Raw genomic sequence first — 16,932 nt, 5'->3', positions numbered from 1 at the left:
GGCGGCGATCCGACTTGCCCGCGATAGCTCCTGTGGTTACAGCTCGATACTCATGCCGTCGTAAGCCACTTCAACGTTACGCCGCGCCAGTTCCGCGCGTTCGGCGGAATCCTCGTCGAGGATCGGGTTGGTGTTGTTGATGTGGATAAGAATCTTGCGCTGCTCTGGCAACTGCTCCAGCACTTCCAGCATGCCGCCGGGGCCGTTCTGCGCCAGGTGGCCCATTTCCCGCCCGGTCCGGGTGCCGACGCCGCGGCGCTGCATCTCGTCGTCTTCCCACAGGGTGCCGTCCACCAGCAGGCAGTCGCTGCCGCTCATGATTTCCAGCAGCGCTGCGTCGACCTTGCCCAGTCCTGGGGCGTAGAACAGCTTGCCGCCGGTGCGCAGGTCTTCGACGATCAGGCCGATGTTATCGCCCGGGTGCGGGTCGAAGCGATGGGGCGAATAGGGCGGCGCGGCGCTGCGCAACGGCAGCGGGCTGAAACGCAGGTTCGGGCAGGCCGGGATGGTGAAGCTCTGGTCGAGTTCGATGCGGTTCCAGTTCAGCCCGCCGTTCCAGTGGGTGAGCATGGTGAACAGCGGGAAGCCGCTGCTGAGGTCTTCATGGACCATGTCGGTGCACCAGACCTGATGCGGGCAGCCTTCGCGCAGGCTGAGCAGGCCGGTGGTGTGGTCGATCTGACTGTCCATCAGGATGATCGCGCTGATCCCGGTGTCGCGCAGGGCGCGGCCCGGTTGCATCGGGGCGAAGCTCTGGAGCTGGGCGCGGATGTCCGGCGAGGCGTTGCACAGGACCCAGTTCACGCCGTCATCGGAAATGGCGATGGACGATTGGGTGCGAGCCTTTGCCCGCAGGCTGCCGTCGCGAAAGCCCGCGCAGTTCGCGCAGTTGCAGTTCCACTGCGGAAAACCGCCACCGGCGGCGGAACCTAGAATCTGGACAAACATGGCCGCTCCATCAGGTTAAAGCTGAAAATAAAAACGCCCCGGCGAGCCGAGGCGTTGCACTGCGCGAGCAATCAACGGCTGGCGAAGTACATGGTGACTTCAAAGCCGATACGCAGGTCGGTGTAAGCAGGTTTGGACCAGGACATAGAGGTGCTCCTTCAGGTGGGTGGGACGGTTGAGATCTATACATATAGTCCACCTCCAACCGGAGATGTTCAGATGCTTAGGGGGCTATCTTACTAAATTCCCCCTGGGGAATGACCGCAATTGTTGAAGAAAGCTCGTTGCAGCCAGGGTAATGATCATTTTGCCGCTTGCCAGGGTTCGTCCGGGCAGGCACCGCTGGCCAGGCAGCGCCAGCCGCCTTGCGCCTGCCGCAATTGTTCGGCCGCGAGCAACAGCTGTGCCTGGGTCGCCGCCATAATCTCCTGTTGCAATTGCTCCAGGTAATCCGACGGATGGCCGGCCAGTCGCCCCTGCCAGAGCAGTTCGGCCAGTTGCGCCACGGGCAACGCACGGGCATCGAACTGGGCGGCCAGGTTGGCTTTCAAGTCGTCCAGGGAGGCGTCATCCAGGGCCTCGATCAACTCGGGCAACTGCGCCAGGAACGCCCGGATATGTTCGAGGATCTCGCTCAGCGAAGCGCTGGGCGACTGCACGCCGAACAGCAGGCCGGTCTGGCCGTTGATCTGCCGCACGCCGCTGAACACCGCATAGCCCAGTTGTAGCTCGACCCGCAGGCGCTGATAGAACGGCATCTGGCCAAGCTGCCCCAGCAGCCGCCAGCTGGCTTCCTGCTGAAGGGTGGTGTCCGGTGCCGGGCAAAACAGCAGCAGGGCCTGTTCGCCGGAGCCGGTTGCGATCTCATGCCAGTGCTGCTGCGCGGCTATCGAGGGCGGCGCTGAAAGCTGGCTGTCGGCGGTCCCCGGGGTTTTGCTCAATGCCGCGCCGATCACGCTTTGGGCATGGGCCAGGCCGATGGCCAGGCCATCCCAGCGGGCGCCCTCCCATAGCGTTTGCCAGCCTTGTTCATCCAGTGGATGCGACTCCTGGGAAACGGACAGGTCCAGGCAGCGCTCGGGCAGTTCCTGGAGCAATTGGCGGATCGGCAACAGCGGCGTGGGAGCAACAGGGGGCATTTGCCAGAACGCCGCGCCGGGTTGGCTCAGTTCCAGCAGCGCCTGCTGGAGCATGGCCGGCATCGGTTCGGGAAGCCCTTTCAGCGTCAGCAAACACTGGTTGCCCGAGACACCGAAAGACAACTCGACGCCTGCTTGAAGCCCATCGTCCCGCAGGTTGCGCAGGTGGTTTTGCAAGCGGCTGCGCAGTTCCTGCGGCAACAGGCTTTGCAGGCGCCAGCGCAAGTACAGGGCGGCCTCGCCGGAGTCGTCGGCGAGGGTCTGGCTGAAGGTCATGGCCGATGATTCGCGACGTTGACGCAAGCGGTCCTGGGCGAAGGTCCGCAAGCCGCGGTGGGCGCTGGTTTGCCCGCGAATCAGACCAGTCCGGGCAGCTGGCGCGGAGCTGCGCAGGAAAGGATTGGGCGTAGGCAGTTGCCAGCTGATTCCGCTGCTGGCTGCCCGCGGGGTTTGAAGTTGCGACAGCAGGGCCTTGAGGGCTGTGACGCCGTGGTCGGACAGTTGCGGTTCCAGCTGTTCGTTATTCAGTCTTGCCAATTCCAGCGCACTGGTGACCTGGCGTTGGCGCTGTTGCAGCAGGGCGTATTCGTCGCGCAATGCCGGCCAGTCGTCCTGGCTGCTGAAAAAGGCCAGCCAATCGAAGAACAACTCACTCACCTGCTCCGGCTGTTGGGCGCCTTGCTCGGTCAAGCTGAACTGGATATGCAGCAGCGCCTGACCGGCAAACTGATACAGCGGCGCGGCCTTCAACCCTTCGACCAGCTTGCGCTCCTTGAGCCTGGCCAGCAGCCCGCCGGGTTTGCCGGAGGTCAGCCAGGTACCGAGAAAATCCAGCGCTTCGCGCGCGGCCGTGGGCAGTTGCTCGCAGGCGATCAGCAGGTTCAGGTGGTTCCCTTCGAGCTGCTGATAGTGCTGCTGCGCAGATCTCAGCAAGGGCACAGGGGCCTCTTGCGGCTGCGCTTTACCGACGGCGAGGACGGCGCCGAAACCCTGCGCCAAGGCTTTCAGCTCCTCCAGGGATTGTGGGCCGGCCAGGCTCAGGGTCATTTGCCCGCTGTGGTAGTGAGCCTGATAGAAGGCCAGCAGCGCCTGCTGAAACGCCGGGCGCGGCACCTTGAGGCTGTAGCGATTGCCGGCGTGGAATGCCCGCAGCGGATGCTCCGCAGACAGGCCGTCGAGCAAGGCGAACTGCTGTTGCGCCGCCGCATCCCGCGACCAGGCGATGAACTCCGCGTGCAGCACCTCGCGCTCGCGCAACTGGTCTTCCTGGCTCATGCGCGGGTGGGCGAGCATATCGGCCAGGCGCTCCAGCCCGCCGGCGAAGTCCATTGGGGGCAGTTCGAAGAAAAAGTCGGTGTGGCGTTCGCCGGTGCTGGCGTTCACCTGGCCGCCGTGGCGTTGCACATAGGCCATCAGGCCTTGTTCCGCGGGAAAACGCTCGGTGCCGAGAAACAGCAGGTGTTCGAGAAAGTGCGCCAGCCCGGGCCAGGCCAGCGGTACGTCGTGACTGCCGGCCGAGACCCGCAGGGCCGCCGCGCAGCGCTTCAATCGAGGGACGTGGTGCAGTGAAACCCGCAGGCCGTTGGCCAGGGTTTCTTGATGAGGCAGAGGGTGGTTCAGCGCGGGCATGAGCACTTCCAGAACAGTGAAGCGCCCATGCTAGCGGATAACCCCGGATCAGCGCTTGTTCAGGTCATCGTAAAGCTCCGGGCGACGGTCATGGAAGTAGCGGTTGGCGGCACGGGAGTCGAGCATCAACTGGCGGTCCAGGGTGCCGGCTATCAGGGCCTCATCCAGCCCGGCGAGGGCAATCCGCTGGCCATCGGGGGCGGCAATGCTGCTCTGGCCACAGTAGTGGATCTCGTCTTCGTGGCCGCAGTAGTTGGCGTAGGCCACATAACATTGGTTTTCGAAGGCGCGCGAACGCACGGTGACATCGGCGACGAAGTCGTAAGGCAGCATGTTGGCGGTGGGCACCAGAATCAGCTCGGCCCCGGCCAGTGCCAGGCGCCTGGCGTTCTCCGGGAACTCGATGTCGTAGCAGATCAGGAAACCGAGCTTCCAGCCATTGAGCTCCACCAATGGGAAATCGTCCGGGCCGGGGCTGAACATCGAGCGGTCGAGATCGCCGAACAGGTGGGTCTTGCGATAATTGCACAGCCGCTGGCCGTTGCGGTCGATCAGTTGCACGGCGTTATAGATCTGGCCGTCGTCGGCGCGTTCCGGGTAGCCATACAGGATCGCGATGCCCGCAGATTGCGCGACGTTGGCAATGTATTGCGCCGACGGGCCGTCCTGGGCCTCGGCCAGGGCGCCCACGGCCTCTACGCCGATGTTGTAGCCGCTGAGGAACATCTCCGGCAGCACCAGCAGGTCGGTGCCGGAGGCTTCCACGGCGACTTTCTGCAGGCGTTGCAAGTTGCCGGCGACATCCAACGGTTGTGGGGCACATTGATAAAGCGCTACACGCATGGCGATGACTCCTCTGTGCGCTGGACTGTCACTGTAGCCGTTGCCGCGGGCTGCTCAAAGGCCACGAGCGTTGCGCTCGATCGCAGCCTGCGGCAGCGGCTACAGGTTCAGTCGGCCAGGGCGATCGGGCCGATTTCGTGGAACACGTCGCCCGGTCCCGGGTTTTCGGCGTGGGTCTGCCCGCCGAAGTGCTTCATGATGCCCCAGACCGCGTTGAGGGAGGTCTGTACCGCGCCCTCGACCCAGGCCGGAGTCCAGGACACGTCGTCGCCGGCGATGAAAATGCCGCGCTGTTCGGCGGGCAGGTCGTCCTGCATGAAGTGCGCGTACATGCGCTGGTTGTAGCGGTAGTGGCCGGGCAGCGCGCCCTTGAACGCGCCGAGGAAGTGCGGATCGGCTTCCCAGGACACTGTGATCGGATCGCCGATGATGCGCCCGGCGATATCGACTTTCGGGTAGATCTTCTTCAGCGCGTCGAGAGCCAGCTTGACCCGTTTCTCCACCGGGTGCGGCAGCATCTTCAGAGCGTCGCTCATCCACGAATAGGACAGGCAGATGACCCCCGGCTTGTCGTCGCCGTTGTCGAACAGGTAGGTACCACGGGTCAGGCGGTCGGTGAGGGTCATGCTCATCAGGTCGCGACCGGTTTCCGGATCCTTGTCCTTCCAGAACGGCCGGTCGACCATGACGAAGGTCTTCGACGACTGCATGTAGCGGGTGCGGTCCAGGGCCATCCACATCTTCTGCGAGAACAGCGACTCTTCGCATTCGATCTGGGTGGTCAGCAGCCAGCTCTGGCAGGTGGTCAGCACCGCCGCGTATTCGCGGGTATCGCCCCAGTTGTCGGTGACGCTGAAGCGGCCATCGGCGGCCCGGGCGATACGTTTCACCCCGGGACGCGGCGCGCCATGGTGCAGCGAACTGAGGCTGGTGCCTTGCGGCCAGTGGGCGCAGCGCTCCGGCACATGGCGCCAGATGCCCAGCGGCACCTGCTCGACGCCGCCGACCACCAGGTGCTGGTGATCGTCGCAGTTGGTCATCACCACGCGGAAGATTTCCAGCATTGAGTTGGGGAAGTCCGAATCCCAGCCGCCGGTGCCAAAGCCGACCTGGCCGAACACTTCGCGGTGATGGAACGACAGCTTGGCGAAGGCTTTCGAGGTGGCGACGAAGTCATAGAAGGTGCGGTCGTCCCACAGCGGCACCAGGGTGTTCCACAGCTCCTTGAGGCGCGGCACGTCGCGATCGCGAATGGCCTGCTGGATTTCGCCGAAGCGCGAACCGTCTTCCAGGGCATCGGCCCAGGCGTCGGCCACTTCCTGGAACAGCGCTGGCAGATCGGCGAGCTTCTGCGCGTAGTGCGTCTGGCCTTCGAGGTCGATCACGGTGCTGCCGGAAGCCGGCGTCAGCGGGTTGGGAAAGGGCTTGGTCTCCAGGCCCAGCTTGTCGACGTAGTGGTAGAAGGCCGTGGAGGACACTGGAAAGCGCATGCCGCCCAGTTCGGCGATGATCCCTTCGGCACCTTCGAATGCCTGGGAGCGCAGCCGGCCGCCCATTTTCGACGCTTCGTACACCACCGGCTTGAGGCCCAGTTTCATCAGCTCGTAGGCCGCCACCAGCCCGGCGATACCGGCACCGACAATCGCCACTTCGGCGCCATGGTTGGCCTCGGGGATGCTGCCCAGGCCGGCCGGGTGCTCGATCCAGTCATCGAAGGCGAACGGGAAGTCCGGGCCGAAAATGGTGATGGGTTTCTTACCGTCTGCAGGATGGCGATTGTTCTTGTTCATGGCTGACCTTGCTGGCAACTCGAGCAGAGCGCTGAGTATAGGAAAAGATGGCAGCCATTCTAGGGAGCGTTGCGCACGTTAATAAGACGCAAAGTGTCGTCGTTTTGAATGATAGACGAACAATATGACGGTTCTTTTGTGCGAAATGACGAGCTATGGGTTTCGGAGCAGGGAAAGGCTCTTCAGACCGGATGCCCGCGGTCGATCTTGCTGCTGAGGATGATCGAGGTGGTGGTCTTGTCCACGCCGTCGACACTGCCGATCTGGTCGAGCAATTGGTCCAGCTGCTCCGGCGAATCGGTGCGCAGCCAGGCGACATAGTCGAATTCCCCACTTACCGCGCAGAGCTGCTGGACCTGGGCCATGGCGCTCAGGCGCCGCAGTACCTCCTTGCCGGAACGCGGCTGCACCTTGATCCCCACGTAGGCCTGCAAGCCGCCATCGATGACCCGCTGACCCAGGCGCACGCCATAACCGGTAATCACCCGTGCCTTTTCCAGCCGCGCCAGGCGCGAGGTCACGGTGGTACGGGCGATCCCCAGCTGCCTGGCGAGCATGGCCACGCTTTCGCGGGCATTGATCTGCAAGGCCGCGATCAGTTGGCGGTCGATTTCGTCGAGGACGGGAGGGCGGCTGTCAGACAAGGTGAACTCCGGCGCGGGCAACGGTGGCCGAGCATGTTACAGGCTCGCTGGGGGCGATGCTTGTGGCATGGCGTCAGTTGTATGTGCCGTAAGCCCTGTTGTGACGGCCAGGCTCAGCGGCACGCGTGACATTTTTTGCCACGAATTACCTGCGACAAGTTTTCATAAGTAACTGGTTAGTACATTCTCTCGCCACGCAAGGAATGGGAGAAACTTCCGACATGAATAATTCTGGGGCTGCCACCGGCAGTAAATGGCTGCTGTGGGCGCTGGGTGTGCTGATCGCACTGATCGGCCTGGGACTGGCCGGCGGGGGCGGGTATCTGGTCAGTCTGGGTGGCAGTTGGTTCTTCCTGCTGATGGGCCTGGCGATGATCCTTTCCGGGTTGCTGATCGCCCGGCGCAACCCGCGCGGCGCCTGGTTGTACGGGGTGGCACTGGTGCTGACGGCGATCTGGGCGGTCTGGGATGCCGGGCTGGAGTACTGGCCGCTGGTTTCGCGGGTACTGACCTTCGCCGTGATCGGCCTGGTGGTGGCGCTGATCTATCCAACCCTGGTGCGTGCTTCGGGCGCGACCGCCGGCCGTGGCGCTTATGGCCTGGCGGCTGTGCTGGGCATTGGCGTCGTGGCGACCCTGGCCTACATGTTTGTGCCGACCCATGTGGTCAAGGCCAGCAGCGAGCCGGCGATCAAGCCTGTGGCTCCAGGTACCGAGCAGAAGGACTGGGCCCATTGGGGCAACACCACCGCCGGCAATCGTTTTGCCGCGCTGGACCAGATCAACAAGGGCAACATCGACCAGTTGCAGGTGGCCTGGACTTTCCGCACCGGCGATATTCCGCAAAGCACCGGCGTGGGCGCCGAAGACCAGAACACACCGCTGCAGATCGGTGACAGGGTCTATACCTGCACCGCCTACGGCAAGGTGTTCGCCCTGGACGCCGACACCGGCGCCGAACGCTGGAAGTTCGACCCGCAAGGCTCGGCGCCTAACTGGCAGCGTTGCCGCGGCCTGGGGTACTTCGATGCATCCGCCGAGCCTGCCGCCGAACCCTCGGCCGTCTGCGCCAAGCGCTTGTTCCTGCCGACCGGCGATGCGCGCCTGATTGCGATCAACGCAGAAACCGGCAAACCGTGCGAAGACTTCGGCGATAAAGGCACGGTCGACCTGAAAACCGACATGGGCGAAGTGAAGCCTGGCTACTACCAGCAGACCTCGACGCCGCTGGTGGCCGGCAATGTGGTCATAGTCGGCGGCCGGGTGGCGGACAACTATTCCATCGGCGAGCCACCGGGCGTGGTTCGCGCCTTCGACGCGCGCAGCGGCGAACTGGTCTGGGCCTGGGATCCGGGCAACCCGAACACCACCAAGCGTCCACCGGCTGGCGAGACCTACACCCGCGGTACACCGAACGTCTGGTCGGCCATGTCCTATGACGCCAAGCTCGGTCTGGTCTACCTGCCGACCGGCAACGCCACGCCAGACTTCTTCGCTGGCCAGCGCACGGAACTCGACGACAAATGGAGTTCGTCCATCGTCGCCCTGGACGTGAAAACCGGTCAGGTGCGCTGGCACTTCCAGACCACTCACCACGACCTGTGGGACTTCGACCTGCCGGCGCAGCCGCTGTTGTACGACGTGCCGGACGACAAGGGCGGAGTGCAGCCGGCGCTGGCGCAGGTTACCAAGCAGGGTGAAATCTTCCTGCTCAACCGCGAAACCGGAGTGCCTATCGCCCGGGTGGAAGAGCGTCGGGTACCGCAGGGCAATATGCCCGGCGAACGCTACTCGCCAACCCAGCCGTTCTCGGTGGAGATGCCGTCGATCGGCAACCAGACCCTCACTGAGTCGGACATGTGGGGCGCCACGCCGTTCGACCAGTTGATGTGCCGCATCCAGTTCAAGGGCATGCGCCATGAAGGCGTCTACACCCCGCCAGACATGGATCATGCCTTGCAGTTCCCAGGCTCCCTGGGCGGCATGAACTGGGGCAGCGTGTCGGTGGACCCGAACAGCAACTATATGTTCGTCAACGATATGCGCCTGGGCCTGGCCAACTACATGATCCCGCGCGCGAAGATCGCGGCCGGGGCCAGCGGCATCGAAATGGGCGTAGTGCCTCAGGACGGTACGCCGTTTGGGGCGATGCGCCAGCGTTTCCTCTCGCCTGCCGGTATTCCGTGCCAGAAGCCACCGTTCGGCACCATGTCGGCCATCGATCTGAAAACCAAGAAGCTGGTGTGGCAGGTGCCGGTCGGTACCGTGCAGGACACTGGTCCTCTGGGCATTCGCATGCACATGCCAATCCCGATCGGCATGCCGACCCTGGGCGCGTCCCTGGCAACCCAGTCCGGCCTGTTGTTCTTTGCAGGCACCCAGGACTTCTACCTGCGCGCCTTCGATACCGGCAATGGCAACGAACTCTGGAAAGCCCGCCTGCCGGTGGGTAGCCAGTCGGGGCCGATGACCTACGTTTCGCCGAAGACCGGCCGGCAGTACATCCTGCTGACCGCGGGTGGCGCGCGCCAGTCGCCGGACCGTGGGGACTATGTGATCGCTTATGCATTGCCCGAATAACGGCTGATCCTGGCCTTACAGAAAAACCGCGCCCTGCGCGGTTTTTTTGTGGGCGGATACAGCCTGTCCGTTCGCTTGCGAAAAAACTCAGCGATCAACCAGTTTGCCGAGCTCGTCGAGGCTGATGTTGGGGATGATCGAGCTGGGAATGCGCGACGTGGGGGACAGGTTGTACACCGCGAAGTCCTTGCCCATGACCTTGTCCGACATCAGCTTCAAGGACGGCAGGATCCGCGATTGCAGGTGCTGGTCCAGGCCGCAGGGCGACTTGACGCTGTCTGGCGTTTCATAAAAGCGCCCCTGGGCAGGGCTCAGGTCGACGCCCACCAGGATCGCCGTATCGAAGCCGGCGTGATAGGCGAGTTGCAGTGCCAGATAGGCCACCGTGCGGGCGTCGAAGAAACCCAGCTCGAGATTCTTGCTGAAGCCGATGGTCCGGCTCCTGTTGCCCGAGAGCAGGGGAGGGCGAACCAGATCGCTGTCGCGCCTGAGCAACCGCTCCTTCCAGGTCTGTCGTGGTGCTTTCTTCAGTAGAAACAGCTCGCCGCGAGGCTGGACCGGAATCGCCCGGGCATGTTCTTCCCAGAGCGCCACACGCTGGCTGAGATCCATCGCCTGGGCGAAGAGTTCGGGTTGTTGGAGGGAGAAACTGGTATCGGTGCAGGCATAGAAAAAAGGCCGTATACCGGTCCCGCGGAACATCGAGATGGCCCCGTTCATGGTGATCATCGGGATGTTCGCAAAGGCTTCGATGGGAAAGTTCTTTGCCGAACTACCGGATGCAATGATGAAAACAGGGCCTTGCTGAATATTTCGGCAACGTGCAAATCCCGTTACCCGGCCAGGTGAAGGCGCCGTAGATATTACTTCCATGTGTTGTGTCCGAATCATCAGGCCACTCTGATTATTATGGGTGGCTTAGGTGGTGCATCACGCCGGGGAAAGGACAGGCTCTCCCCCATTGATAGAAATGCAGTCTAGGACTGAACGGAGGCCACGTGCGACCTCCGTAGGGTTATGACCGTCGCGGTTTTTAATAGTTGTGCGCCAGGGCTGATTTCTTGGAAGAAATGATCGGCTGCTTTGCCGGGCTGGCGGTCGAATCGAGGGGTTTACAGCGCTTTAAATACGCAAAAGCCGCGCAATGCGCGGCTTTCAAAGATGGTGGGCCCACACGGACTCGAACCGTGGACCAAAGGATTATGAGTTGCCGGGCGAGCTGGTATGCCTAGAGAAAGCGTTCGTAGGTGAACGTAGGTTGGCATAGCTGGAGGGCCCGGCGTTACTGGTGTTGAGCGTAATCTTTAGAAGGTTGCTCAAGCTGCTGACTGTACCGTAGTTGTACTGATTTTGCACCGAGAGGTTCTGACCCGTACAGTGAGCGCCCTGGTGCGGGCGTTTGGCCGGCAGGTGATCCTGAGGGTGTGGATAAGGTCGAGCACGGAGAGTTGCTTATGGGACTTGGCTGCGAACGTGGCGCAGGGCTACGGCATTGTCCGGCCGATAGTCGGGTTAGATCTAGGTGATCTACACCCGCATCAATGAGTAGTACAACGCTAGACATACCCGTATCGGTCCCGGAATATCGGCTGGTGCGTGCGGTGGAACTGATCGTTGGCATACACCCGTAGCCGCTCCAGCCACTCCTCGGCACACGTGCGCGATACGCCCAGCGCACGGGCGGCCTCCAGCAACAGGGCGTATTCGGTGCGCAAGGTGGTCGGAATTACGCCAGGATCGTCCGTGTTCACTGTTACCCGTATCGGTCCCCGACGCAGCCCGAACCGATTGTGCCGTGCGCCCTGCTCCAGCACGCTTTCGTCAGGTGGGTTCCAGCGGAAAATCGGGTGGTCCTCGTAGCGGCGTATTCGCGCGATATACACGTTGGAGCTGGGATTGGTCTCGAATATCACACCGCGCTGGTCATACTCGTCGATCAGCCAGTCCTGAAGGGCCTCCATCAGTTCAAGGTCGTCTTCGGTTTCGTAGTCATGCAACAGTTGCAGATGGGCGTCATGGCGAGGTAGCAGGTAATCGGTTGTCGCATGGGGGCGGACACTGACCCGCACGGTCAGTGACTTGCCGCTGCCATGCTTGATGTGTGTCGAGCGGCGCCAGTAGAGCAGCTCGGGGGTAGGGTCGGCATGGCTACCATTGAGCTTGTCGAAATCAATGGCCGACAGCAGCGTCAGATCCGGAACTGCGGCAAGGACCTTGGCATCTTTCATGCGATTGCTGCGGTAGCCTTCCAGCATGTGGAAGCAGTTGCGCCTCAGGCTCCAGGCGTCGTGCAAGGTGTGCGGACTGATAAAACGTGCGGTTGCGGTGGTGGCGGGAGTGTTCTTGTGCGTGTCGGGATAGAGCGCATTTAGGTAGTTTGTGCCAACCCATGGAACCTGGGCTGCAAACTGTGCAATACGACGCTCCAGGCGTGGCAATACTTTGTTGGCCAGTGGCAGGCGCGGCGCCAGTAGTGTCGCGTTTTGCCAGAGCCATACCAGGTTGTCTAGGTGCTCATCAACCGGCAACAACATGTCGCCCTGGTTTTCGCACCAGGTACGCGGGGATACTCCCAGTGCCAAGGCATGACCGATGCGATCACCGTGGCGCATTTCGCAGAAGCGAACGGTTTCATCGATATGGCGCATACCCGATAGCGGGTGGGCATAGTCTTCGCCGGTATGGATGCTCAAATGAAAGCCGCTGTGTGCGACAGCTTGGCGCAAGTTGGGCTGCAAGCCTGAACGAAGCCAACGCAGCATGGGGGCGTAGATTTCATTGCGAGTCTTGTTTTCGTCACCCGCAACATCGAGCCCGCGAACCCAGGCATCCGGTTCGAAGTGAAAATGTGGGCTTAGATACCCACCTAGGAACGCAGGATCAGACCAGCCAGTCTGTTGACTGAGTTTCTGAAAAAGGTTTTCACCCTCGAGCCAGAGTTTGCTGCGATTTTTCAGGTGCTCGGTGCGGCGCAGGAAATGTACACAAAAATGCCAGCGCTCCATCTGTGCTTTGACGCGCACGGCTTGTTTCGTACTGACCTGTTTTAGAAACGGCGCACTGTCCAGGTCTTGATGGTGATTGATCGCCAGGGCCCAGCCCCGAATACTCTCGGGGCTGAACACTTGCTCGCTGATCTTGATTTCGGCGACGTCGTCGGCACCTTGAAATAGTTTTCGCACGCTGCCTTGTGCAAAAGAGCTACGTTGTTTCGGGGTGTGAGATTTCGAGCCCGACGCCGAGGCAAATTTCCTGTATATACCGGAGAATCGCGAGAGGCCTTGGCCGTCCATGATCAGTTGACGACGCTTGGTCATCAACGCCGATATCAGAAAGAAGATGCTCATCCGCAACATGGTGGGGGCGATGTCAGACTGGTACTGAGTCCAGAGCCATATCAGCAGCCAGAGCCATGCCTTGTCCAGGTCACCGATGGTGACCGCGAGAGCAATCTGGCGCTTGAGCCAGTTTGGTTTTCGGACGTCGTCTTCGCAAACTTGCAGGTGGGCCAGACTGGACCAGTCAAGGATTGTCACTGGGTTCGTCATGTGTTGATCACCCAGGGCACGCCGGCAGAGGTTCAGGATGTGTACCTGCTGGGGTTTGCCCACGGCTTCGCGGGACGGCCATTCACTTAGCAAGGCGTGCGTAAGCCGATGTAGCGGGGCAAAGTCCTCCAAGCCTGGTTCGTTGGCTAGTTGGTTCATCAGGATGATGCCGTCGAAATGAATACCGCCCAGATGGACATGGCCTTCGGCGAATGGCTTGTTACTGATCGGAGGGGGGCTGAACAACGGCTGTTGGGCCTGCACAATACGGTAGATATCGACAGCGTGCAGCCCAGCAGATTTTTTGAACTGCTTTGCCAGGTGCCAGGCCACGACTACGCTAGGGTCTAGTTTCGCGCACAGGCTGGCGTAGTCCCGCAGCCGTTCTGGACGATAGTGGATGTAATCACCATTGCACAGGAACAGTTCCTCGAACATGGCATCCAGCGGCTTGATGTCCGGTGTTCGCAACAGCGTTGCCGGCCACGCATGCACCGCTGCGCTATCCAAGTCGTTCAGGCGAAAGCGGCCATGGTGGCGCTGGTCGATTTCTTGCGCCAGGCGTTGCAGGTAAATCTTGTGGCGCTTGTCGAATTCACCGAGTCGCTCGGCGGCTTGCGGCGACAGTAAGTCAGTACGCAGCTGATCGACCAGGCTCTGGCTTGACATCAGGCTTGCAATAGTCAGCCCAAGCAGGGATTGCTCGAGCATCAATTATCCTCAGTCACATGATCTGCGAGGTAGGAGAAGTGTTTGCTCTTGAGGAATGTCTCCTCCTTGAGATTGTTTTTCAGACCTTCGTCCACAATTTCAGATAGATCTTTTTTAGTAACGACTAGGCTTTCGATTTCATCATCAATTCGCCCTTTGACGTTGAAGTGCTTCTTGATAATTGCGGTCAGCTGGCGTCCTTCACTTGCGTAGAAAGGCGTATCAGAACTGTCCGCCTTATTGCTGGGCATCTCACTGACTTGCTGGTGAACCCTTTCAATAAGAGCTCTCAGCGGGTGCGATGCCAGAGCGTGAGTGTAGGAGTGGGTTTCGCGTCCAAAGGAACGATTTCCGGAACGGTGCATAAACGGCGAAATATTTTGCCGGTAAAGGTCGCTGTTTTCGAAGCTTTCACCCTCGCCGACGTTTACGTTAGCGATAATGTTGGGCATGCCGAAAACTTCGCCTTTTTCCAGCATTGCGAACGCACTCCAGAGGCTTCGATAGGCACGCCTGGAAACATCTGTGAGGTGCGAGTGACTTTCCTTGGCCGGATTCTGGTTGATTTTCAACGGCTGATTGAAGTGCCAGGCTTGTTTGAAGTAGCGATTCATCACGTTGAATACCAGCCAGCCAGACAGTAGTTGCTGGTCAATCTGCTCGACGCGCCGCCACTCATTGATTCGTTGTATCAGGTCGGCAATGGCAGAGTCATAATCTGTTTCAACGTCGGTTTCCGCAGGTGCTGTTTCCAGTTCACCATTCTCTGTCCCGGCGATAGCTGCCAGGGAGTAGAACGGCGGTCGAGCCACGATATGGGTGATATCTCGCGGCTCCAAGTCTCTCACCAGACTGGCGATGACCAGTTCAAACAGCCTGCCGCAGTAAATCAGATTGGCTTTCTTATTTTCGTTGTAGAAGCTTCGATGAAGCATGAGGTCAATGAGCAACTGAGTTTCTTCATTGAAAACGAGTGAGTTTCTGGTCTTGGTGGCAAAACCGGCTTCTGGCAGCGTATAGGGGAAATCCTCATCAAACGGCAGGCCCTTCAACCAACTGTAGGGTGCCCGTTCAAATAGCGCGCTGTCATCAAGCTGTGGTTCGCTAAGTGGAAAGGATTCGGCGGTTTGTTTGGACAGCAGCTGGGGCTTGAACAACATGCTCTCGAACAAGTCGGCCAGTTTCCAGCTAGGGTTTTTCATTAGTTGCGCGAAATGCAGGTCGGCATCCAATGCCAAATACTCGGCTGTTTTGCTGTATTCATGGCGTAGGTGACGGATTAATACGCCTTTGCAGTCAAGAATCATCGTATGCCAATAGGTCAGGTCCGGTGCCTCTACTTCTTGTCGTGGACTCAGGAAATCCGTATAGGCTCGATTGCGTGCGGTCTCTCGTTGACTTTTTCCAGGCAGATTCTGTGCCCGCTGGTAGTCATCGGAAAACTGCTCGATGCGTAAGGCAGCGCTAGCGGGCATAAATATCAGACGCTGCAGAGTGTGTTCACTCCATGCGCCAGCCTTAAGATTGACGAGGAATTCGTGCAGCTTGGGAATCTCGTTCTTGAAAGAAAATATGAGTTGGGCTAGCTCGCGAACTGTGTCGACTGAAACCCAAAGTCGATGCTCCTTGACGCAATTGGTTCGATCATTAAGCAATGCGTCAATCCAACGCCAGAATGTGTGGAGCGAAAAGTATTCTGCACTGCCGTTGCAAAGCACTATGTCCTTGCGCTCGAGGTAGCTGCTGGTCGACGGCATTTTTCTGCGTAGTTGTAGCGGCATTACCTTGCGCTGGTACTCTGTTGCCAATTCCTTGGCCTTCGTAACCGCACTTTCCGAGTTGGCGCTACTATCTTTAGTGATCTTCGAGTGAAAATCCCTCCAAGTGACTTCGTGGTAAAGCGATAGGTCGCCACTGATAATAGGTTGTGCAAAGGGGGAGGTGAGGTAACGCCTAACCACTTCCAGATTTTCGAAAGCGCGGTTCATCGAAGTGTCGACATCATCGATTGGCAACACCAGCAACTTTTTACCGACTAGATCTAACGCTTTCTTGAATAGGATATGAACCTGCTGCATCAGGTCATGGCTGCCCATGAACGCCCGAAGTTTATCTAAGCCGTACTTATCCCGCTGTGACTGCAGGTTTTCCAGTGTGTTGCCCAATACCTGGAGCTGATGATGGAACGCTTCTGCTTTGTGGTCAGCACAGCTGAGCGCGCGAGCAATGGCTTTGTCGCGAATTACGGCCGCAACAATAACGTTCAAAAACAGGTCATCAGTATCTTCGAGCAGGGTTGGGTCGACCGGTTTGAGGATATGGACCTGGTTTTCCAGTTCCGGGTGCTCACGTTCGAGATACAACTTCAGATTGACTAGCACTGAGCTCTTGCCAGCGCCGCGCTTGCCATCAATCAGGATTGCGCTGTGAGAACGATACAGGTCGACATCGTCATCGTTGTCCGGTTGGTTGTTAAGACTGTCGGCCAGCAGGGTGGCTAAATCGTGATAGATCTCGCGGGCCAGCAGCGTGCTCGCATCCTTTTGAGCAGCCTGTTCTTTCTGTTCGATGGGGAGACGTATGATCGATCTATCTGCGCTTCTTGCGTTGAACACCGGTACATTCCTAGTAAGGCGCCGAATGCCTGGATCAAGTGATCAAGGCACGTGTCGTCCCCAGGGAACGGGCGGCGGGTGGATTTAGTCATGCTACTGGTGCCCTAAGCTGCTCGCAACAGATCATAGGGGCTGAGCTACCACTACTTACAGGCCCAAAGGGCTAGAATTTCTGACTATGGGAGGGCTTTTGGCTTGTTTGCTTCGTCCATATTTCCCAGGCTCCGGCCAGCAGACGGCAAGTTACTTGGTCCGTTTTGATAGGCTAATTATGAGGCCCTTATGAGCGCTCATGTGGGTAGCTAAGGTCGCATGGACGGGCTCTGAGATCTGTAATGCGACGAAGTACAACCTGTCTCCGTTTGGAAGCAGATGACGTGCCAGATCCCGAAAAAACGCTATCGAGGCAGGCTGGCGAACTAGCACTGTACTTAATTTGTACCCTCGGACCATAGGGCTGTATCTGTGACGAGCCAACCAGAAACG

General features: G+C 59.8%; 10 protein-coding genes. 1 reads left to right on the top strand and 9 read right to left on the bottom strand.

Features of this window, described 5'->3' with window-relative positions; translation table 11 throughout:
• Nucleotides 1-36: 36 nt before the first annotated feature.
• The 6 genes from pqqB to ACTJKT_RS19195 all read right to left on the bottom strand — a co-directional run bounded on the left by pqqB (nt 37) and on the right by ACTJKT_RS19195 (nt 6,993).
• Nucleotides 37-948: a pyrroloquinoline quinone biosynthesis protein PqqB gene (gene pqqB / locus ACTJKT_RS19220; RefSeq protein ID WP_053281165.1), complete on the bottom strand. Its 912-nt coding sequence runs from the start codon at nt 946-948 to the stop codon at nt 37-39.
• A 71-nt stretch (nt 949-1,019) separates the two neighbouring features.
• Nucleotides 1,020-1,094: a pyrroloquinoline quinone precursor peptide PqqA gene (gene pqqA / locus ACTJKT_RS19215; RefSeq protein WP_009045898.1), complete on the bottom strand. Its 75-nt coding sequence runs from the start codon at nt 1,092-1,094 to the stop codon at nt 1,020-1,022.
• A gap of 156 nt (nt 1,095-1,250) precedes the next feature.
• A complete protein-coding gene (gene pqqF, locus ACTJKT_RS19210) occupies nt 1,251-3,716 on the bottom strand; it encodes a pyrroloquinoline quinone biosynthesis protein PqqF (RefSeq protein ID WP_440788179.1) in 2,466 nt (821 codons plus the stop codon).
• A gap of 48 nt (nt 3,717-3,764) precedes the next feature.
• Nucleotides 3,765-4,559, bottom strand: a complete 795-nt coding sequence (locus ACTJKT_RS19205; protein WP_440788178.1) for a carbon-nitrogen hydrolase family protein — start codon at nt 4,557-4,559, stop codon at nt 3,765-3,767.
• Between the two features lie 107 nt (nt 4,560-4,666).
• Nucleotides 4,667-6,349, bottom strand: coding sequence for a flavin monoamine oxidase family protein (locus ACTJKT_RS19200; protein WP_063433212.1), 1,683 nt, complete (start codon nt 6,347-6,349; stop codon nt 4,667-4,669).
• Between the two features lie 182 nt (nt 6,350-6,531).
• The gene (locus ACTJKT_RS19195; RefSeq protein ID WP_440788177.1) at nt 6,532-6,993 is read right to left on the bottom strand and encodes an Lrp/AsnC family transcriptional regulator; all 462 of its coding nucleotides are present in this window, start codon (nt 6,991-6,993) and stop codon (nt 6,532-6,534) included.
• A 221-nt stretch (nt 6,994-7,214) separates the two neighbouring features.
• On the opposite strand from ACTJKT_RS19195, the gene ACTJKT_RS19190 reads away from it, so the two are divergent.
• Nucleotides 7,215-9,572, top strand: a complete 2,358-nt coding sequence (locus tag ACTJKT_RS19190; protein WP_440788176.1) for a glucose/quinate/shikimate family membrane-bound PQQ-dependent dehydrogenase — start codon at nt 7,215-7,217, stop codon at nt 9,570-9,572.
• An 87-nt stretch (nt 9,573-9,659) separates the two neighbouring features.
• Here ACTJKT_RS19190 and ACTJKT_RS19185 read toward each other — a convergent pair whose 3' ends face one another.
• The 3 genes from ACTJKT_RS19185 to rdrA form a co-directional block, all read right to left on the bottom strand.
• Nucleotides 9,660-10,463 carry a lipopolysaccharide biosynthesis protein gene (locus tag ACTJKT_RS19185; protein WP_440788175.1) on the bottom strand — a complete coding sequence of 268 codons (804 nt, stop codon included), beginning with the start codon at nt 10,461-10,463 and terminating at the stop codon, nt 9,660-9,662.
• 665 nt (nt 10,464-11,128) lie between these two features.
• A complete protein-coding gene (rdrB, locus tag ACTJKT_RS19180) occupies nt 11,129-13,831 on the bottom strand; it encodes an antiviral RADAR system adenosine deaminase RdrB (RefSeq protein ID WP_440788174.1) in 2,703 nt (900 codons plus the stop codon).
• Nucleotides 13,831-16,446 (bottom strand): antiviral RADAR system adenosine triphosphatase RdrA, encoded by a 2,616-nt coding sequence (gene rdrA, locus ACTJKT_RS19175; protein WP_440788173.1) that lies wholly within the window; start codon nt 16,444-16,446, stop codon nt 13,831-13,833. Before rdrA ends, rdrB begins: the two co-directional genes overlap by 1 nt.
• Between the last annotated feature and the right edge of the window lie 486 nt (nt 16,447-16,932).

The sequence above is a fragment of the Pseudomonas sp. 22526 genome, assembly GCF_052044735.1.
Classification (GTDB): domain Bacteria; phylum Pseudomonadota; class Gammaproteobacteria; order Pseudomonadales; family Pseudomonadaceae; genus Aquipseudomonas; species Aquipseudomonas piscium.
This window is presented reverse-complemented; position numbering and strand designations above follow the sequence as displayed.

What these genes read in the sequence shown, in the direction of transcription:
- pqqB (WP_053281165.1), bottom strand. Translation starts at nt 948, where the DNA reads ATGTTTGTCCAGATTCTAGGTTCCGCCGCCGGTGGCGGTTTTCCGCAG.
- pqqF (WP_440788179.1), bottom strand. Translation starts at nt 3,716, where the DNA reads ATGCCCGCGCTGAACCACCCTCTGCCTCATCAAGAAACCCTGGCCAAC.
- ACTJKT_RS19205 (WP_440788178.1), bottom strand. Translation starts at nt 4,559, where the DNA reads ATGCGTGTAGCGCTTTATCAATGTGCCCCACAACCGTTGGATGTCGCC.
- ACTJKT_RS19200 (WP_063433212.1), bottom strand. Translation starts at nt 6,349, where the DNA reads ATGAACAAGAACAATCGCCATCCTGCAGACGGTAAGAAACCCATCACC.
- ACTJKT_RS19190 (WP_440788176.1), top strand. Translation starts at nt 7,215, where the DNA reads ATGAATAATTCTGGGGCTGCCACCGGCAGTAAATGGCTGCTGTGGGCG.
- ACTJKT_RS19185 (WP_440788175.1), bottom strand. Translation starts at nt 10,463, where the DNA reads ATGATTCGGACACAACACATGGAAGTAATATCTACGGCGCCTTCACCT.
- rdrB (WP_440788174.1), bottom strand. Translation starts at nt 13,831, where the DNA reads ATGCTCGAGCAATCCCTGCTTGGGCTGACTATTGCAAGCCTGATGTCA.